This is a genomic window from Hyalangium versicolor, from assembly GCF_020103695.1.
Taxonomy (GTDB): domain Bacteria; phylum Myxococcota; class Myxococcia; order Myxococcales; family Myxococcaceae; genus Hyalangium; species Hyalangium versicolor.
Genome location: NZ_JAHXBF010000013.1, coordinates 346,156 through 365,218, shown reverse-complemented (window position 1 = coordinate 365,218; position 19,063 = coordinate 346,156). Strand labels below are relative to the sequence as shown.

Genomic DNA, 19,063 nt, shown 5'->3' with positions numbered 1-19,063 from the left:
GGTCCCCTCAGACCGCGGGGGGTTGCAGTGGCAGTTCCAGGGTGAAGGTGGCTCCGCGCCCGGGTCCGTCGCTGTGGACGCGCAGGGATCCGCCGAGCTCCCCAGCGGCCAGAGCGCTGAAATGCAGGCCGAAACCGTGCCCGTCATCGCGGGTAGTGAAGCCGTGCTCGAAGATGCGCGTGAGCAACTCCGGCGGGATGCCCACGCCCTGATCCGCCACCTCGAGCCGGACACTCTCACCGAGCCCAGGCTCGACCCTCACCGTCAGGAGCCGCTTCTCGGGCTCCACTCCATTCATGGCGTTCTTGGCATTGCTGATGAGGTTGGTGAGCACCATGAGCACCTTGTGCTTGTCCGTCACCACCGACGGAATGGGCTCCAGGTGGCGCTCCACCTTCACCTCGTGGCGGGTGAGCCCGGCAGCGTTGATGCGCAGGGCGTCCTCCATCACCTCCGCCAGCACGACGGACTCGATCAGCTGCGGAGAGCGGGCATAACTCTGCTGCTGGCTGACGATGGTGCCGATGTGGTGGGTGTACTGCTCGATCTCATCGAGGTGCCCAGCCAGCTGCTCGCGCTCCTGCTCGAGGTTCCGCGCGAGCTCGTCCAGGTACGGCACCAGCTTCCGTCCGCGCTCGTCCTGAGAGAGAAAGGTCGCCAGCTCCCCCTGGTGCGTACCGAGCAGCCCCGCCACCTTCCGCACCTGCTCGATGCGCAGCGCCGCCAGCTGCTCCCTGGCTACGAGCGCTGAGGCGCTGACGCTGTTGAGCACGTTACCCACGTTGTGCAGCACGTTGGTGGCGACCTCCGCCATGCCGGCCCTGCGTGCCACATCCACCAGCTTCCGGTTCACCTCTCGGAGTTCACGGGTGCGCTCATCCACCCGCTGCTCCAGTCCCTCGTTGGCATGACGCAGGGCGTCCTCACGCTCTTGCACCTTGTCGGCCATCAACCGGAAGGCCCCCGCCAGCCGGCCCAGCTCGTCCTTGCGCTGGGTGTCCAGCGTCACCTTGAAATCCCCAGCCGCTACTCGATCGGTCGCCTCGTTGAAGGCCATCAGGGGGCGGGTGATCTGCCGCCTCAGCACCCAGTACATGATGGCCAGCTCCAGCAGCAGCGACGCCACGCCGAACCCCAGCACATAGCGAGCGGCTTGAAGAGCGGGCCGGGTCACCTCGCTCTCGGTCAGCACGGTGACGAAGTTCCACCCCGGGCCTCGCAGCCGCGAGGCGGCGAGGTACTCGCGGTGCTCGGGCAGCTCCAACACGGTCTGATTGGGCTCTCGGCGCGTCACCCGCTCGAAGATGGCCCTCAGGTGCGTGTGCTTCTCCTCGGATGCGAGCTCGCCCGCCCCCGCGCCCGCTGGAGCGGAGGACTGGAGGAGATTGTAGCTCTCGGTGGCCCCCTCCAGGTGCAGCTCCGGATGGGCGAGGAGCTGTCCGTCATCCCGGAAGAGGATGTTGTAGGCGCCGGGCAGATGCACGTTGGTGGTGCGTGCCATCAGCTCCTTGAGCAACACGTCGTGCCCCATCGTCGCGACGTGGCGCCCGCCTATGTCCAGCGGCGTGGAGACGGACACCATCCAGCTGCGGGCGACGGGATCCGGATAGGCAGCGCACCAGCGGGTCTCTCGCGCCGAGTTGTTCGCGGAGAGGCTGAGCACCATGAACTCGAGTGAGAGGGGGGTGAAGTCGGACTCGGCCTCCCTGTACCAATTCGGGCTATCGGGCCAGAAGAGGATCAAGGGCCCCTCGGGCAGGACGATGTATGTGTTCGTGAAGCGGGAGTGGAACGCGGGCCCGTACTGCGCCAGCACATCATACGAAGCGAGGATGCGGCGGCGGAGCCCGGCATCCATCTTCACGTCCCGGGGAACCACAAGGGCCGGCATCCGCGTACCGTCGAAGACTTCGGGACGATTGCGGACGGTGCCGTCTGGGTTCTGCGCGAAGAGGCTGTCGAAGCGGGCTTCCGGCTCCTGCGCATGGTACTCCGTGAGCTTGTCCGCCAGGGCCTTCTTGAGAAGGGAGTGGTTGTCCTCCGCGAGGACGAAGATGGTCTGTTCGCGCTCGAGGCGCTCCTGGACGTGGCGGTCCAGTTGCGTCAGCGCCTCCGAGCGCAGGGTGCGAACCAGATGCAGATAGCTGAACACGGTGGCAAGCGTGATGATGGCGGCGATGCGCACCCCCATGGAGATGAGCGTCGAGCGAGCCAGCGAATCTGTCTGCGGGAGGGGGGAGTGTATTGCCACGACAGGGATTGTCCCGGAAATCCACATGGCTTGGCAGGCACTCGATGTGCGCGGGAACTCAATCCGAACAGACGCTGGACTTTGATCAGGGTTTCATTGAACATGTTCATTGAACGTGTTCAACCAACGCAAGCAACAGGGTGGAACCCGAGCCACCCAGAAGGAAGCCACCAGACAGGCGGTCCTCCAGGCGGCGCGCGCGGAATTCGAGCGCGTGGGCTTCGAGGCGGCGAACCTGAGGGCCATCGCCGCACGCGCGGGGGTATCGGCTGGGACGGTGCTCCACCACTACGGAGACAAGCGAGAGCTGCTCCACGCCGCGCTGTTCGATGATCTGGAAGAGACCTTGGCGCAAGCGCTGGCCGGGCTCGGCCCGGGGCCGTTGGAGAAGCAGCTCTCTGCGCTGACCCGCGCCGTGTTCGGCTACTACCAGCGCCGTCCCCAGCTCTCACGAACCCTGCTCAAGGAGTCGCTCTTCGCCGATGAGCCATGGGCCCAGAGGTTCACCGCCCAGGTCGGTAGGGTCCACGGAGCGCTTGCGCAACTGGCTCAGGAGGCGAGCGCGCGCGGCGAGCTCCGGCCCGATGTGAGCGGTGCGCTGTTCGCCGTTGCGTACTTCTCCTTCTTCTACTTCGCCCTCATCGCATGGGTGCAGGGCGGGCATGCCTCACCGACGGAACTGGTGGATCACCTGGTCCGCCAGCACCTCGAGGGACTGCGTCCAGTTCCCAAACCGCGCAGGAGGAAGAAGTCATGAAGTCCATGTTCAAGAACGAGCAGGCGAAGGCCGTACTCCTGCAGTGGTTCGATCGCTTCCGGGAGCGAATCCCCGCACCGACCGAGAGTCGGACGGTGCGAACGCGGTGGGGAGACACCCACGTCCTCGTGGGAGGGCCGGAAGGAGCTCCTCCGGTGGTAATTCTGCACGGCGCTTTGGCCAGCTCGGCGCACGTGCTGAGGGAGCTGGCGCCGCTGCTGGAGCGCTTCCGAGTGCATGCGGTCGACGTCATCGGGCAGTCCGTGAAGAGCGCGGATGCTCAGCCCTCGGTCTCCAACAACGAGTATGGGGAGTGGCTCGCGGAGGTGATGGAGGGGCTCTCGCTTCAGCGCACCCATGTGGTGGGGGTGAGCATGGGGGGCTTCGTGGCCATCCGCCTCGCGGCGCTCGCGCCGGAGCGCATCGATCGGCTCGCCCTGCTCGTTCCGGCCGGAGTGGTCAATGGCTCGGCCTGGGAGGGGCTCACCAAGGTCGGCGTCCCGATGACGCTCTACCGCCTGTCTCCATCCCAGAAGCGACTCGATGCGGTCGTCCGGCACCTGTTCACGACCGCGGATGACGACTGGGTGCCGTACATGGGCGACGCCCTGCGCTCCTACACCATGAACATCCGGGTACCGGTGCTCGCCAGACCCGAAGAGTTCAAGGGATTGAAGGCGCCCACGCTCGTGCTGGGCGCGGACCAGGACGTGAGCTTTCCGGGACAGCGGCTCCTGGCTCGGGCACCGCAGCTCTTTCCAACGCTCGTCGACCAGGAACTCCTCGCGCAGTGCCGTCACTGCCCACCGACAACGGATGCCTTCCGGCGCTGGCTGTCGGACCGTATCAGCGGCTTCCTGCTTGAATCCGACACGCCAACCCCAGCTGCGGCGCCACGGCACTGAGCAACTCGAGGCCTGAATCTTTGGGCGCCTGCTCCGTCACCCCTTCAGAACTCGCACTCTGGAGGCCTCCAGCACCATGGGAGCCTTGACCGCAGCGGCCATCCTGCCGTCCCTGATGCTCGCCACCCTGGGAGCCACACCTCCGCGAAAGCCCGAGGGTTTCTCCAGGAATGCGCATGTCGGCTACCAGGCCCAGCGCACACCCGACGGAGGTTTCCACGTCCGGTTCCAGTTCAAGGATCCCGGCGGGCAGCTGCTGGTATTCGAGCACACCTATGACTACCAGCGCACCGTGGACATGGCCGCCCGGTTCGGTGTGCCGTCCAGCTTCTTCCAGCCCTTCTTCGAGGAGGAACGGCCCAATCGCGAGAAGCTGATGGACAACGGGCTGTTCCGCCGCACTGGCAGCGCCGTAGTGCCCGACTTGAGCGCGGTGACCACCTACTACTCGGAGTTCACCGAACCCATCGCCGGTTTCATCTACTCATACTTGCGGGAGCAGGACCTCGACACCCGCGAGAACCGCATCGCCATGGCGATGGCCTTCGTGCAGGACATCCCCTACGGCGTGCCCGACTTCGAGGACGATGGCATCAACCGCTCGGGGCTCTCGCCTCCGCCCCTCATCCTGCTGACGGGCTATGGAGACTGCGACTCGAAGGTGACGTTGTTCGCGGGGATCTTGAGTTACCTCATGGATCCTGCGGACCTCCTCTTCGTGACCCCTGCGGGAGTACCGCACGTGCTCACCGCCATTCGCGCAACGCCTGCCCCAGGACAGCGGCACATCAATTACGAGGGGCACTCCTTCGTGTTCGCGGACACCGCGGGGCCTGGCCGCCTTGCTTTCGGTGAGTTGGATCGCGAGGAGGAGAACATCCACAGCTTCTCGGTCGAACCACTCAGGTGGAAGGCCCTGCCCTACCACGAGGACGTGGACTACGGCCCCCAGGGCCAGCCTGTCTTCCAGGATCCGGGTGGCGGGGCGGTCGAGATCCGTCCCAGGGACCGAACCGTTCACCCATGAGGCGCAATGCACTCGGCCCACAAAGCACTGGTATCCGAAAAGACCGCCTCCGTGCCCGTCTCCATCAGCACCCACCCTCCCCGCTCCAGCTCGGAGTCGAGCTGACCAGGGCCCCACACCGACAGACCTGCGAAGGTCAGAGAGCCTTCCGTGGACAGCCCCTCTGGAGCTGGCCCCTCGTTCCAGAAAAGTCCTTCGAGGATCCGCCATGCGCCCGGCATGGATGTCTGGGAGCGACTCAGCGTGGAGAGAAACGCAGGCCACACCGGTCCGCCCCATCGATCCGCTCCCTCTCGGAGCGCTTCATCCCCAGGAGGCCTTGGGCGGTTGAGCACCAACCCCGTTGCTCCTTCTGGTCCCACCTTCACCAGGAGCACCACCGTCTTGGCGAAGTTCCGATCCCCACTGCCAGGACTGGCCACGAGAAGCAAACCTGCCCTGGGGTGCATCGAGCCCGAGTCCCACGCGCGAAACTGATCGAGCCATCGTGGAAAGAGGCCGAGCAGCAGCAGCGTGCCCATGATCAACAATGGGAGCAGGAGTCTTGAGGAGAGGAACTTCACTCCCAGTAGGATAATGCGATGCCCCGTGCGTCACCTCTTCATGATCACATCGCGCGGGCGTGTGGTCGCGTAAGGTGCAGGTTCCATGCACTCCACCCGCGCTACCGCTCTCTCCTGCATCGTCGTGCTCGGCCTCGTAGCTGCTTGCAACGATGATCCCCCCTCCGGTCCCATCGACACCCCCGACGCCTCTGTACCGGTGACGTGCGACAGCGGCTTCGAGCTGTGCGGTACCTCCTGTGTGAGGACCGAGAGCGACCCGAAGCACTGTGGGGGTTGCGACAAGGCCTGCGCGACCAGCGAAGCTTGTGAGAGCAGCGTCTGTGTCGCGATCTGTCAGATCGACGGCACGCAAGTCACTGCCGGCGCGGTGAACCCGGCGAATTCGTGCGAACAGTGCACACCGACGACGTCCGCGACCGCGTGGACGCAACGCGCGGACGGGACGCCGTGCAACCCGGGACAGGTCTGCTCGGCCGGCGAGTGCACCTCGAAGTGCTTCATCGACGGCGTGGTCTACGCCGCGGGTACACCGAACCCGGCGAACGTGTGCGAGACGTGCACGCCGGAGACGTCGACGACGCAGTGGACGGCACGCGCGAGCACTCCGCTGCTGGTCGGCGGCACCGACATCGCAGCGCAAGGCTGGACAACAGTCGCCCAGGCTCCAAACACGCTCACGTACGGCGCGGACTACGTTCGGCTCGCGACGTCGACGAATGGCGGCGCGAGGACGAGTGGACAGCTGCTCATCACGCGGGCGAACGCGCTCGACGCAACGAAGCCGTTCAAGCTCCGCGTGACGATGCAGGTCGAGTCGGTGAACACCCACAACCAGCTCGACAGCGGCGCGGCCATCCTGGGGAGCTTCACGCCGTCAGCCGGCAACAGCACGGATCGTTCGCAGATGATCTATCTCGACAGCGCAGCGATCGGCTGGGCGGACGACACGCAGTCCGCGGCGTTCTCGGTGACCGACGGTGCGTATCATGTCTACGAGCTTGCCGTGGACTCAGCGAAGGTGGCGACGGTAAGCATCGACGGCGTCGCGAAGCTCACGCGGAACAACTTCACTTCGAACGGCTCCATCGCCATTGGCGACCAGACGAACGACCCGAACGTCGACGGAGCGGTGCGGATCAAGTCGGTCGAGCGGGTCTGCCCGTAGAACCCCAAGCGTTTCCTCAGTCGAAAATGAAGCCGGGAAACTGCTCGCGCAGAGCCCGCTTGAGAATCTTGCCCGAGGAGTTGCGCGGGATTTCGGGGATGAACACAGCCCCCTTGGGCAGCTTGTATTGCGAAATCCTCCCCTGGCACCAGCTCAGCACCTCGCTCTCCGTGAGCGAATCATCGCGCTTCACGATCACAGCAAGAGGTGACTCGCCCCATCTCTTGCTGGGCCGGCCAATGACAGCCGTATCCCTCACCTTCGGGTGCATGCGCAGGACATTCTCGAGCTCGGCGGGATAGATGTTCTCGCCACCCGAGATGATCAGGTCCTTGAGACGATCCTGGATGTAGATGAAGCCCTCTTCATCCCTCATCGCCACGTCGCCCGTGTAGAGCCATCCATCGCGGAGGGTCTCGGCCGTGGCCTGGGGCTGGTTCCAGTACCCTGCCATCACGTGCTCGCCCCGGATGAGCACCTCGCCCGCCTCCCTGGGAGCGCACTCCGTGCCATCGTGCCGGACTACGCGCACCTCGGTGAAGAAGAACGCCTTGCCCGTGGATCCGACGCGCGCCAGGGCATTCTCCGGAGAGACCAGGCAGGCCGGACCACAGCACTCGGTCAGACCATACACCTGATGCACTTCGATCCCGAGTTCCGCGTACGCCCGGATCAGCGTCTCGGGAACGGGCGCGGCGCCGCTCATCATCCAGCGCAAGCTCGAGTGGACATGCTTCCCTGGCACATAGGCCTGCAGCATGCGGTCGAGCATCGTGGGCACGCACAGGCCCGTGGTGAGCTGCTCGCGTTGGATCACCTCCCATACTCCAGAGGGATCGAACTGGCGCACGATCACCGCCGTGATGCACCGGTGGATGCACGCGGTGACTGGAGTCAGTGCCCCGACGTGAAACAGCGGCAGCGCGACGAGATAGCGATCCCCGTGCCGCATGTCCGCCGTGGAGTTGAAGGTCAGCACGGCCCACATCGCGGCCTTGTGGCTGTGCGTCACGCCCTTGGGCAGCCCCGTAGTGCCCGAGGTGTACATGATGTAGAGCACATCCTCGTCACCCGCGAGGATCTGGGGCTCAGCGTCCGACACCTCCGCGGTCCAGGCGTCATAGTCCAAAGCCCACTCAGGCCTGGCAGCAACGCCGAGTTGCACCCAGTGCTCCACGAAGGTGCTGGCCGGACCACGCGAGTGAAGTTCGGCCAGGGTGGAGTCGAACTCGGCGCTGCTGATCAAGACGCGGGCGCCAGAGTCTCTGAGGATCAACGCCAGCTCATCCGGGATCAGGCGCCAGTTGAGCGGCACGCAGACGGCGCCGATCTTGGCGATGGCCAGGAACGTCTCGAGGAACTCCGGGCTGTTCAGCATGAGGAGGGCCACCCTGTCCCCCTTCCCCACCCCGAGCGACAGCAACCCATGGGCCACCCGGTTGCAACGGGCGTTGAGCTGGGCATAGGTGAACCGTCGCCCCGACGCCACGTCGACCGCCGCTTCGGTCCCAGGGTTGAGCTGGGCCCGCCGGGTCAGGAACAGGCCAATGTTGCTCTTCATGAGCCGACGGGCCTCGCCCGCTCCACGATCGCACGGAGATCCAGCCCCGCCGGCAGCGTCCCGTAGGCTCCACTCCAGCCCCCCTCGAGCCGCGAGGCGCAGAAGGCATCAGCCAGGGATGACGGCGCGTGCCGGACCAGCAACGCCCCTTGGAGGGCCAACACCATGCGCTCGACGAGGCGCCGGCCGCCCGTAGCCGCTCCATCCGGAGTGAGGTCCGGCTCGAGCGCGGCAACGAAACGGTCGAGGCGTGCATCCGCTCCACGAACCGCACGCAGTTCCCCCAGCAACCGCTCCACGCTGCCGGTACGCGTCTGCAACGCGCGCTGCACGTCGAGACACATGACATTCCCAGACCCCTCCCAAACAGAGTTGAGGGGCGCCTCGCGGTAGAGCCGAGGCATGATGGACTCCTCGACGTAACCCGCGCCGCCCAGCAACTCCAGCGCCTCGGCGGTGAAGCCAGGGCTGCGTTTGCAGACCCAGTACTTCACGGCGGGAGTCATCAGCCGACGATAGGCTTTCTCCTCGGGATCCTCTTGCCTGTCATAGGCCCGTGCCAGATGCAGCACGAGGGCCGTTGCTGCTTCGGACTCGATAGCCAGGTCCGCGAGCACGTTGCTCATGAGCGGCTGCTCGATGAGCAGCCGGCCAAAGGCCTGGCGGTGCGAGCAGTGGTGCAACGCCTGTACGACTGCCTGCCTCATCACGGCCGCACTGCCCAGCGCGCAGTCCAGACGGCTGTAGTTGGCCATCTCGATGATCACCGGCACCCCACGCCCCTCCTCCCCCACGAGCTGCGCGTAGGCATCGTGGAACTCTACCTCGCTGGACGCGTTGGCGCGGTTGCCGAGCTTGTCCTTGAGGCGCTGCAGGCGCAGGCCATTCACCTTCCCGTCCGGAGTAAAGCGTGGCAACAGGAAGCACGAGAGCCCTCCCGGCGCCTGCGCGGTGACGAGGAACGCATCGCACATGGGAATGGAGAAGAACCACTTGTGCCCGACGATGCGATAGGCCGCACCAGGGCCACTGCGCCCCAAGGGGACAGCACGCGTGCTGTTGGAGCGCAGGTCCGAGCCCCCCTGCTTCTCCGTCATCCCCATACTGATGAGTGCTCCCACCTTCTGGGATGCAGGCAGGAAGCGCTTGTCGTAGCGCCTGGACAGCAGCCGAGGTGTCCACTCCGCCGCGATCTCGGGCTGCGCTCGCAGCGCGGGAACAGCCGCATATGCCACCGTCGTTGGACACATCACCCCCGCTTCGATCTGCACCAGCATCATCAGCCCGGCGGCCCGTGCCACATGAGCACCGGGTTTGGGATCAGCCCAGGGGCTCGTGTGCAAGCCATGGGAGATGCTGAGCCCGAGCAGTTCGTGCCAGGCGGGGTGGTACTCCACCTCGTCGCGGCGGTTGCCGAAGCGATCGAAGGCATGGAGCACGGGCAGGTGGCGGTTGGCCAGGAAGCCCCACTCGATCACCTCGGTGCTCCCCAGCCGGGCTCCGAGCGTGGTGAGTTCCTCCCGGGCCCATGAGGCGCCTTCGCGCGCCACGGCTTCCATCAACGGCCGGTCGGTCGTGAACAGGTTGTAGTCCAACAGCGGTGGGGGCTGGTTCGTCACCTCATGAGTGTTGAAGTGAACGAACGCGGGTTCCGGAACCGTGGCCATCATGCCCTCCCCTTCATGGCTCCACTCGATGCGGAATGATCCCATGGCCGCACGATGCTGGAAAGCGGCCGGACAGCCATGGATGCGTGGCATTGGCCTACCTGCCAGCACAATCAGGCCTGGGTTGACTCTTGCAGGTAACCCCAGTTTGCTGGCGCACCACTCGACTCGAAACAGCCGAGGAGCAGCATGATGACGCTGGCGGGCTATCAGCTTCGCGAGTTCCTCCATCAAGGCCCGAAGTCGATCGTCTACCGGGCGACGCGGCTGGCCGATGGCGGAACCGTCATCCTGAAGACTTCCACCGAGGAGCGACCCGAGCCCCGCCGCGTCGCCGAACTGCGCCATGAGTACGCCATCTCCTCGCGGCTGTCCGTCCCAGGAGTGGCCCGTGCGCTGTCGCTCGTGGAATTTGGCGGCAGGCCGGCACTCGAGCTGGAGGACATCGGTGCCATCTCCTTGCGGCAGTACGTCGACCGCCAGGGCCGGCTCTCCGTCGAGCGCTGCATCGATGTAGTGCTTCAGCTCAGCCAGGCGCTCGCGGAGATCCACCGAAGCGGCGTGGTGCACAAGGACATCAAGCCGCAGAACATTGTCATCAAGCCCGACACCGGCACCGTCCAGCTCATCGACTTCTCCATCGCATCGGAGCTCTCGCGCGAGGATGCGATGCTGGCCAGTCCCCGGAATCTCGAGGGAACACTGCCCTACATGGCTCCCGAGCAGACGGGGCGCATGAACCGCGGCATCGATCACCGCGCCGACTTCTACTCACTCGGCGTGACTTTCTACGAACTGCTCAGCGGGCGCCTGCCCTTCGAGCAGCAGGTGCCCATCGAGATCGTCCACGCGCACATCGCCGTCGTGCCGCCTCCCGTCCATGAACTCGCTCCTGGCCTGCCGCGCGCGCTGTCCGCCATCGTGGCACGGTTGCTGGCGAAGAACGCCGAGGAGCGCTACCAGAGCGCCCATGGCATCATCGTCGACCTGAGGGAATGCCATCGGCAGCTGCGCGAGCGCGGGAGCATCGGTGATGACTTCGCGCCCGCGCGCCACGATCGCACCGAGTTCTTCCAGCTCCCGCAGAAGCTCTACGGCCGGGACGAGGAGCTGACCCGGCTCTCCGAGGCGTTCGAGCGGGTGCGGCAGGGGGGCTCGGAATTGCTGCTCGTCGTAGGTCAGGCGGGCGTAGGCAAGTCGGCCCTCGTGAACGAGATCCAGAAAGGAATCACCCGCCACCGAGGCTTCTTCATCGCAGGCAAGTTCGACCAGCGCAGCCGCACCACGCCCTACGAGCCTGTGGCGCACGCCTTCCGCTCGCTCGTGCAGCAGATCCTCACCGAGCCTCCCGAAGTCCTCGCCGACTGGCGTCAAACCCTGATGGGCTCGCTGGGCGGGCTCGGCCAGGTGCTCGTCGATCTCATCCCCGAGATTGGTTTCATCATCGGCCCCCAGCCCCCGGTGCTGCCGCTGCCACCGAAGGAGGCGCAGAACCGCTTCGCGCTGGCCTTCCAGAGCTTCATCCGTGTCTTCGCCACCCCCGAGCACCCGCTGGTGCTCTTCCTCGACGACTTGCAGTGGGTGGACGCCGCCTCGCTCAACCTGCTGGAGTTCCTGCTCACGGGCCCGGACAGCAAGCACATGCTCGTGGTGGGCACCTACCGCGACAACGAGGTGACCGCGGCCCACCCGCTCGTGATGGCACTGCAGTCGCTCGCCGAGGGAAGCGCCACCATCTCGGCGATCAAGGTCGCACCGCTCACGTATCCCGACGTCGAACAACTCGTCGCCGATTCCCTGGGCTGCGCACGCGAGCAGGCGGCTTCGCTCTCACAGCCCGTCTTCGACAAGACGCACGGAAACCCCTTCTTCGTCGGGCAGTTCCTGCGCTCGCTGTATGACGAGAAATTGCTCACCTTCGATGCCCAGCGCGGCACCTGGACCTGGGAAGCCCGGCGCATCATCGAGCGGCGGGTGACAGACAATGTCGTCGATTTCATGGCGAGCAAACTGAGGCGCCTCCCGTCTCGGACCCAGGGGGTGCTCCAGTTCGCCGCGTGCATCGGCCATGAGTTCGACCTCCGCACCCTCGCGGTCATCCGAGAGTCCCATGAACGAGAGGTCGCCGAGGACCTGTGGGACGCGCTGCGTGAGGGATTGGTCGTGCCCCTCGACGTGGAGTACCGCTACCTCCACCCTCAGCTGCCCTCCGAGCAGGTGCCGCTTCCCCCACCCTCCTTCGATGTCTCCTTCCGGTTCCTCCACGACCGTGTGCAACAGGCGGCCTACTCTTTCATCGAGGATACCCGGCGCAAGGAGGTCCACCTGCGGATCGGGCGGCTCATGCTCACGCGGGCAAATGGCACACAGGGCGATGACGAGCTGTTCGACATCGCCGACCACCTCAACTTCGGTGCCCAGCTGATCGAGGCGAGAGCGGAGCGCATGCAGCTCGCGCGCCTCAACCTCGCCGCGGGCCGGAGGGCCAAGAGTTCCACGGCCTACCAGGCCGCGGCCAACTATCTGCGCGCAGGCATGGAGATGCTCGGCGAGTCCTGCTGGGAACGCGAGTACGAGCTTGCCTTCGCGCTTCACCTCGATCGCGCCGAGAGCGAATACCTCTCCGGCAACTTCGCGCGAGCCGAGACGTTCCTGGACACCCTGTTGGACCGAGCCCACACGCGCAGGGAGTGGTTGCAGGTACAGACGCTGCGGATCATCCTGGCCATCACCCCCAGCCGCTTCGCTGACGCCATTGCCGCGGGCACGGCCGGCGCGGCTCGGTTCGGCATCATCATCCCGGAGTCAGACGAAGCGAGGCGTGCCGCTCTCGAACAGGAGCTGGCCGAGGTCCAGCAACTGCTTGCAAGCCGGAAGGCAGCGGATCTGCTCGACGCTCCGGTCATGACCGATCCCGAGCTCCGAGAGCTGAGCCGGTTGATGATCTACTTCAACTCCGCTGCCTGGTTCGTCAGCCCCTCACTGTTTGGACTCGTCGCCGCCAAGCAGGTAGGGCTCGCGCTGCGACATGGGCACTCGGATCTCTCGGCGCTGGGCTACTGCTTCTACGGCATGCTGCTCGCCGCCGGCCTCAGCCGCCATGGCGAGGCCTATGAGTTCGGTACGCTGGCGATCGCGCTCAACGAGCGGTTCTGCAACGCCGAGATCGACGGCAAGATCGAAGTGCTCTTCACGGCCTTCATGAACTTCTGGCGCAGGCCGCTCAAGAGCGGAGTGGGCCGCCTGCGACGCGCCTATCAAGCCACATTGGAGGTGGGAGACTTCGTCTACACCTCGTACGCGTGTGACCAGACGCTGTTCATCCACCTGGCGACCGGCGAGCCGCTGCCCGTGCTGCGCGAGGAGGTAGAGAAGTTCTTCGATGTGATGCAGCGCACGAAGAACCACGTCTCGCTCGAGATCCACAGAATCGTGAGGCAGGTGGTCGCCAACCTCGAGGGGCGCACCCGCGAGCGGCTCAGCCTCGCCGACGACACCTTCACTGAAGAGGGCTACGCGGAGCACCTCTCGGAGAAGGGCCATCACTTTCCAGCGAGCTTCTATTACACGTCCAAACTGCAGCTCGCGTACATGTACGGCGAACCGCGGCTCGCGCTCGAGCTGGCCCTCACGGCCGAAAAGCACATCCGGGGAGGAGGGCTGTTCTATACGAAGGAGCTGGTGTTCTTCACCTGCTTGACGCTCATCCAGCTCATGGCCGAAGCGGAACCCGAGCAACGTGCGAGCTACGAGGCGATGCTCTCCGAGCGCCGCAAGCGGCTCGAAACCTGGACGGACGAGTGCGCCAGCAACTTCCTGCACAAGAAACTGCTCGTCGACGCGGAGGTGTCGCGACTGAATGGCAACGAACTCCAGGCGCTGGACGCCTATGAGCGAGCCATCGACGCCGCGAGAGAGAATGACTTCCCCCACCAGGAGGCGCTGGCGAACGAGCTGTGCGCCCGTTTCCACCTGGAATGTGGCCGCCACAAACTGGCCCGCTTCTACATGCGCGAGGCCATCGAGGGCTACAGGCGCTGGGGCGCGAGCAGCAAGGTGCAGGAGCTGTTCAGGAGATACCCGGAGCTCACCTGGCAGCGAGGCCTCACCACCGAGCCCCTCGAAGTTCCCCTCCGCTCCGCGAAGCCACCCGGCTACCACACGCCCTCGAGCACGAGGGACGCGGGAGCGCTCGATCTCACCTCGCTCATGAAGGCCTCCGCCGCGATCGCGAGCGAGATCGTGATGGAACGGCTGCTGAGCCTGCTGGTCCAGATCATGGTGGAGAACGCGGGCGCCGAGCAGGGCTCGCTGCTCCTGCTGCGAGACGGAGAGTTGTTCCTCGAGGCGCAGGCACAGGCAGGTGGCCGGCGCAGTGAGCCAGGCCGCTCCGTCCGGCTGGCCGATGCCCAGAACCTGTGCGAGGCCATGGTGCGCTACGTGTGGCGCACCCAGGAGCCGGTGGTGATCGCGGACGCGCAGGCAGCCGGCCGCTTTCAGCGGGATCCCTATATCCAGCAGCGCAAGGTCCGCTCGGCGCTCTGCGCGCCCATCCGGCGCCACGGCGAGCTCACGGGCATCCTCTATCTGGAGAACAACCTCTTGCAGAGCGCGTTCACACCCGCCCGGCTGCAGGTGCTCGAGCTGCTGTCGGCACAGGCCGCGATCTCGCTCGAGAACGCACGGCTCTACGAGACGCTCGAGCAGCGCGTGAAGGAGCGCACGCGAGAGCTGCACCGCAGCAACCGGGAGCTGTCACAGATGCTCGAACGGCTGCAGGCCACGCAGCGGCAACTCGTGGTGCAGGAGAAGCTGGCCTCCCTGGGCGCGCTCACCGCGGGCATTGCCCACGAGATCAAGAACCCGCTGAACTTCGTGAACAACTTCGCCGAGGCCTCGGTCGAGCTGACCGAAGGGTTGCTCTCAATTCTCGGAAAGGAGCAGAGCCGACTCGATCCGTCCCTGGCGAGCTCTCTGGAAGAACTCGCCACTGATCTCAAGCAGAACGCCATGAAGATCGCCGGGCACGGCCATCGCGCGGACCGGATCATCAAGGCGATGCTCGAACATTCCCGCGGCGGCACGGGAGAGAAGCGCGAAGTGGACTTGAACGCGCTGATCGCCCAGTACGTACACCTGGCCTGGGAGGGGCGGCGCTTGCAGCTCGGGGACCTGCGAGCGCGGCTCGAGACGAATTACGATCCCTCGCTCCCGCTGATCCTGCTCGCGCCGCAAGAGTTCGGGCGTGTGGTCCTGAACCTCGTCAGCAATGCCCTCTACGCCATGAGAGAGCGGCGCAAGCACGCCGGTGCGGAATACGAGCCCGTGCTGCGCATCGCCACGCAGAGGGTGGGCGACAGCGTGGAAGTGCGTGTGCGCGATAACGGCACGGGCATCGCCGCCTCCATCCGGGACCGGATCTTCCTGCCCTTCTTCACCACCAAGCCGTCCGGTGACGGCACGGGGCTGGGCCTGTCCATCAGCTACGACATCATCGTGCAGGGCAACGGCGGCGAGCTGCGTTACGAGACCGAGGAGGGCAAAGGCACCGAGTTCATCGTGTCGCTCAACATGGACACCGAGGCCGCGAAGGAGCCGACCGGAGCATGAGCCACTCCGATCGGCTCCCAGGTGTGAATCACGCGGTGCGCTGCCGCTCCGGGAGCTCCAGCACCATGTGGTGCGCGCTCAGCGTGTTGGCGAGGAAGGCGTAGGCCGACGCCCACAGGTACAGGTGGAAGCGCCTGTACAGGAACTCGCCCCAGCGCGACACGATGGTCTCCCGCGCCTCTTCCAGCCTCTCAGCCCACTTGCGGCACGTGAGGTAGTAGTTGTTGCGGTCGTTCTGGAGCAGCACCACCTCGAAAGGCGTGTGGCGCAGCGCCTCCATGTAGAGCGGCAGTGCCAGCGGCGAGGTATTGCCCTCGTAGACCCAGCGCGTCACGAAGGAGGGCATGGCATGCCGCTCACCCGAGTAGGCATCGAGGTAGAGACGGCGGCCCGGCTTCAGCAACCTCTCGTATTGAGCCACCGTGCTGGGGTAATCCGGCAGGTGCTCACTCACTCCGAAGTTGACGATGGCGTCATAGCGCTCGGTCGTCTTGTACTCGAGCAGGTGCTCACGGATGGCGCGGCCCGGCAACCCCTTGGTGCGGATCAGCTCGTTCATGAACTTCTCGGACTCGGCGGAGATGGTGAGCGACGTCACCTGAATCCCCCGCGAGCCCCCGTACTCGAGGAACGAGCCCCACCCGCCACCGATGTCGAGCACTCGCCAGCCCGGCTTCATGCCCGTCACGTCCATGGCGTAACGGAACTTGCGCTCCATGGCGACCTCGAGCGGCTCCGACTCGTCCTCGAAGAAAGCGTGGGAGTAGCCCCGGATCTTCTTGTCCAGCCAGAGCAGGAAGAACTCCGGATCGATGTCGTAGTGGCTCTTGATCCATCGCTTGTCGCTGTCGACCTGGCCGCCGATCCAGGGCTCGAGGTACGTCGCCTTGAGGTAGCGCAGCGGGTGGAGGTCCGAGAGCATCCCCCTGCAGCGGAACACCGAGAGCATGTGCCCGGCGATGTCGATGTCACCGTTCATGTAGGCTTCCGCGAACGCCAGCTCATCGAAAGAGCTGATGGCCTGCAGGCCCGCCTGGGTGACGATGCGGAGGGTGAAAGACGGCTCGCCCGCGCCGATGACGTGCCTGCTGCCATCTCTCAGCTCGAGCACGAAGGGGTTCTCCGCGTTTCCCTTCACGAGGAACTGCGTGTAGCGCTCCCGGACCCTCGAGATGAGTTCTTGCGGAGGGAGCAGCGGGCCATCGCTGGCGCCAATCTTCACCCCTTCGCGAATCAACTTCCCTGCCAGATCCAACCAGTCACGGCTCATGCCAATCATGTTGCATCCCCCTGAGACAAACCAGGCATCGAAAAATCCGACCCGGTCTGCCCCAAGAACATGACATCGAGCGGGCAGGAATGCTGTGAATTACATCACAGCTCTACAGGGGTCGCCGCGAACCCTGCCGCGATCCTTGTTACATCTCGACGCATGAACGACTCCTCCGCGCCGTCACTCTCCCCAGGAGACCAGCTCATCGGGCATATCCGAGGCTTCTGGATCTCCCAGATCATCCACGCTATCGCCCGCCTGGGCGTGGCGGACCGGTTCGCCAGCGGGCCCCGCACGAGCGATGAGGTCGCGCCCGAGGTGAAGGCCCACGCCGAAGGCTTGTACCGCCTGCTGCGTGGAGCCGCCTCCGTGGGCCTCATGCAGGAGATGGCACCCCGCACGTTCGCGCTGACGCCCATGGGGCAGCTCCTTCGCTCGGACGTCCCAGGCTCCATGCGAGAGATGGCGCTCGGCTTGTGCGATCGCTCCCACTGGCTGCCCTGGGGCCAGCTCGCCGAGGCGATTCGCACCAACCACTCCACGACTCGGGCCGCGCTGGGCACCGACATCTGGGAGTACTTCGCCAGCCATCCAGAAGAGGGCACGCTCTTCGCCAAGACCATGGGCGCCCTCACCCAGCGCATTGCCAGCGAGGTGCCGCGTCTCCATGACTTCTCCGGCTACGGCCGCGTGGCCGATGTGGGTGGCAGCCAGGGCGTGCTGTTGGAGGCCGTGCTCCGCGCGCATCCTTCCTGCCAAGGCATCCTCTTTGATCTGCCGCCCGTCATCGAGGGCGCCCGCGCCCGCATCGAGTCCGTGGGGCTCGCCAACAGGATCAAACTGGTGGGGGGCAGCTTCTTCGAGCCTGTCATCCCCGCGGCCGAGGCCTATCTGGTCAAGCACATCATCCATGACTGGGATGATGCCCCCGCCACCACGATCCTCCGCCACATCCACCAGGGGGCTCCGCAAGGAGCCCGGCTCATCCTGGTGGAGCGAGTGATGTCAGACGAGGGGCTGAACTCCACCATGCCGCTGATGGATCTCAACATGCTCGTCATGGCGGATGGCCGCGAACGCACGGCCCATGAGTTCCAGGTGTTGCTCGAGGGCACAGGCTGGCAGTTCGAGCGCATCACCCCGGCCCAGTCCGGAATGGTCAGCCTCATCGAAGCCCGGCGGGGCTGAGCGCTAGAAGAGGCCGCCGAAGAAGTCCTTCACGCTGTTGGCCGCGTCCTTGACGCCGTTGCCCACGTCCTTGGCCACATCCTTGGCGGTGTCGGCGGCGTCCTTGGCCACGTCCTTCACGCCCTCGGTCGCCTGGGTGACCGTCTCCTTGACGCCCTCGGTGGCCTTGTTCACGGTCTCCTTCGCCTTGTCGACGTTCTCCTTGCCCACGATGTTTTCGACCGTCTTGGCGGCCTTGCCGAAGTCGATGGTGGTGCCGAACTCCACGCCCAGGCCCACACCCAGCGCGCCCTTCGCCTTGGCGCCGATGGTCAGCTTGCCATCCTCGAACGCCAGCTTCCCGCCGATCGCGCCGCCCACGCCGGCGATGACGCCACCGGTCACCTTGCCCTGCACGGGCCCCAGCTCACCGCGAGCCGTGGCGCTCGCCTCGGCGCCCACCAGCGCGCCCGCGCTCCCTTCCACGCCCACGTCGCCATTCTTGAAGTCGTAGGCGATCTTGCCCTTGGCGTCCGCGTTGGCGCCCACCAGCGCCTCGCCGTGCACGCCGCCGTAGATCTTCCCCTCGACCTGATCCAGGCCGAGCTCACCCAGGTCCTTGCCGAAGCCCGCATCGCCACGCACGCTCGCCAGGTTGGCCTCGGCGCCGGCCTGACCCTTCACGCCCGTGAGCGGGTTGACCATGTAAGACGCATCACCCTGAGCCTCCAGCGCGCTCGCCTCGAACTGGGCGCCCGTGCCGTCCTGGGTGAAGCCCGTGCCGGTCTGGAACTCGGCCACGTCCTGCTCCCACTCGACATAGCGGGAACTCTCGTTGCCATCCACCTGGTTCGAGTTGATGTTGGTGTCCGAGACAAACCGGTTGTCCTTCCGGTCGGCGCTGCTCTGAGCCTTCGGCCCCTTGCGATCATCCAGGAAGATGTCATCGCCCCACTGCTTGCCGGTCTGGTTCTTCGGCTGGTTCTTGTCGATGAAGTTCCCCTTGTCCGAGGTAGGGGAGCCCGCGCTGGCGGGAGGAGTGGAAGCGGCCGGAGCGGGGGCGGGGGTAGAAGGACCGATACGCATGGCAGACTCCAGAGAGGCCAAAGAGGTT

The 19,063-nt window shown here is 65.6% G+C and carries 12 protein-coding genes; 6 read left to right on the top strand and 6 right to left on the bottom strand.

Going from position 1 to position 19,063, the window contains the following annotated elements; all coding sequences use genetic code 11:
• Positions 1 to 7 precede the first annotated feature (7 nt).
• A complete protein-coding gene (locus tag KY501_RS27360; protein WP_309242998.1) occupies positions 8 to 2,251 on the bottom strand; it encodes an ATP-binding protein in 2,244 nt (747 codons plus the stop codon).
• A gap of 115 nt (positions 2,252 to 2,366) precedes the next feature.
• On the opposite strand from KY501_RS27360, the gene KY501_RS27355 reads away from it, so the two are divergent.
• From KY501_RS27355 to KY501_RS27345, 3 genes are all read left to right on the top strand, one after another.
• A complete protein-coding gene (locus KY501_RS27355) occupies positions 2,367 to 3,008 on the top strand; it encodes a TetR/AcrR family transcriptional regulator (RefSeq protein ID WP_224366395.1) in 642 nt (213 codons plus the stop codon).
• Positions 3,005 to 3,913 carry an alpha/beta fold hydrolase gene (locus KY501_RS27350; RefSeq protein WP_224366394.1) on the top strand — a complete coding sequence of 303 codons (909 nt, stop codon included), beginning with the start codon at positions 3,005 to 3,007 and terminating at the stop codon, positions 3,911 to 3,913. The genes KY501_RS27355 and KY501_RS27350 overlap by 4 nt, the downstream gene beginning before the upstream one ends.
• A gap of 76 nt (positions 3,914 to 3,989) precedes the next feature.
• Positions 3,990 to 4,940 (top strand): hypothetical protein, encoded by a 951-nt coding sequence (locus KY501_RS27345; RefSeq protein ID WP_224366393.1) that lies wholly within the window; start codon positions 3,990 to 3,992, stop codon positions 4,938 to 4,940.
• Here KY501_RS27345 and KY501_RS27340 read toward each other — a convergent pair.
• Positions 4,931 to 5,461: a YqgE/AlgH family protein gene (locus tag KY501_RS27340; protein ID WP_224366392.1), complete on the bottom strand. Its 531-nt coding sequence runs from the start codon at positions 5,459 to 5,461 to the stop codon at positions 4,931 to 4,933. The genes KY501_RS27345 and KY501_RS27340 overlap by 10 nt on opposite strands.
• Before the next feature lie 127 nt (positions 5,462 to 5,588).
• On the opposite strand from KY501_RS27340, the gene KY501_RS27335 reads away from it, so the two are divergent.
• A complete protein-coding gene (locus KY501_RS27335) occupies positions 5,589 to 6,671 on the top strand; it encodes a hypothetical protein (RefSeq protein WP_224366391.1) in 1,083 nt (360 codons plus the stop codon).
• A gap of 16 nt (positions 6,672 to 6,687) precedes the next feature.
• On the opposite strand, the gene KY501_RS27330 is transcribed toward KY501_RS27335, so the two are convergent.
• Together KY501_RS27330 and KY501_RS27325 are read right to left on the bottom strand one after the other, a co-directional pair.
• On the bottom strand, positions 6,688 to 8,232 hold the full coding sequence (locus KY501_RS27330; protein WP_224366390.1) for a long-chain-fatty-acid--CoA ligase: 1,545 nt from the start codon (positions 8,230 to 8,232) through the stop codon (positions 6,688 to 6,690).
• The gene (locus KY501_RS27325) at positions 8,229 to 9,944 is read right to left on the bottom strand and encodes an isovaleryl-CoA dehydrogenase (protein ID WP_224366389.1); all 1,716 of its coding nucleotides are present in this window, start codon (positions 9,942 to 9,944) and stop codon (positions 8,229 to 8,231) included. The genes KY501_RS27330 and KY501_RS27325 overlap by 4 nt, the downstream gene beginning before the upstream one ends.
• A 144-nt stretch (positions 9,945 to 10,088) precedes the next feature.
• Between KY501_RS27325 and KY501_RS27320 the strand changes: the two genes are divergently transcribed.
• Positions 10,089 to 15,509: a trifunctional serine/threonine-protein kinase/ATP-binding protein/sensor histidine kinase gene (locus KY501_RS27320; protein ID WP_224366388.1), complete on the top strand. Its 5,421-nt coding sequence runs from the start codon at positions 10,089 to 10,091 to the stop codon at positions 15,507 to 15,509.
• Between the two features lie 28 nt (positions 15,510 to 15,537).
• Here KY501_RS27320 and KY501_RS27315 read toward each other — a convergent pair whose 3' ends face one another.
• Entirely contained in the window at positions 15,538 to 16,788 is a 1,251-nt protein-coding gene (locus tag KY501_RS27315) for a class I SAM-dependent methyltransferase (protein WP_224366387.1), read from the bottom strand.
• Between the two features lie 153 nt (positions 16,789 to 16,941).
• On the opposite strand from KY501_RS27315, the gene KY501_RS27310 reads away from it, so the two are divergent.
• Positions 16,942 to 17,970 (top strand): methyltransferase, encoded by a 1,029-nt coding sequence (locus KY501_RS27310; protein ID WP_224366386.1) that lies wholly within the window; start codon positions 16,942 to 16,944, stop codon positions 17,968 to 17,970.
• A 3-nt stretch (positions 17,971 to 17,973) separates the two neighbouring features.
• On the opposite strand, the gene KY501_RS27305 is transcribed toward KY501_RS27310, so the two are convergent.
• The gene (locus KY501_RS27305; protein WP_224366385.1) at positions 17,974 to 19,035 is read right to left on the bottom strand and encodes a hypothetical protein; all 1,062 of its coding nucleotides are present in this window, start codon (positions 19,033 to 19,035) and stop codon (positions 17,974 to 17,976) included.
• Positions 19,036 to 19,063 lie beyond the last annotated feature (28 nt).

Excerpts from the sequence above, each read along its gene's own strand:
- KY501_RS27305 (WP_224366385.1), bottom strand. The coding sequence starts at position 19,035 with ATGCGTATCGGTCCTTCTACCCCCGCCCCCGCTCCGGCCGCTTCCACT.
- KY501_RS27330 (WP_224366390.1), bottom strand. The coding sequence starts at position 8,232 with ATGAAGAGCAACATTGGCCTGTTCCTGACCCGGCGGGCCCAGCTCAAC.
- KY501_RS27320 (WP_224366388.1), top strand. The coding sequence starts at position 10,089 with ATGATGACGCTGGCGGGCTATCAGCTTCGCGAGTTCCTCCATCAAGGC.
- KY501_RS27340 (WP_224366392.1), bottom strand. The coding sequence starts at position 5,461 with ATGGGCACGCTGCTGCTGCTCGGCCTCTTTCCACGATGGCTCGATCAG.
- KY501_RS27310 (WP_224366386.1), top strand. The coding sequence starts at position 16,942 with ATGAACGACTCCTCCGCGCCGTCACTCTCCCCAGGAGACCAGCTCATC.
- KY501_RS27345 (WP_224366393.1), top strand. The coding sequence starts at position 3,990 with ATGGGAGCCTTGACCGCAGCGGCCATCCTGCCGTCCCTGATGCTCGCC.
- KY501_RS27335 (WP_224366391.1), top strand. The coding sequence starts at position 5,589 with ATGCACTCCACCCGCGCTACCGCTCTCTCCTGCATCGTCGTGCTCGGC.
- KY501_RS27350 (WP_224366394.1), top strand. The coding sequence starts at position 3,005 with ATGAAGTCCATGTTCAAGAACGAGCAGGCGAAGGCCGTACTCCTGCAG.
- KY501_RS27325 (WP_224366389.1), bottom strand. The coding sequence starts at position 9,944 with ATGGGATCATTCCGCATCGAGTGGAGCCATGAAGGGGAGGGCATGATG.
- KY501_RS27315 (WP_224366387.1), bottom strand. The coding sequence starts at position 16,788 with ATGATTGGCATGAGCCGTGACTGGTTGGATCTGGCAGGGAAGTTGATT.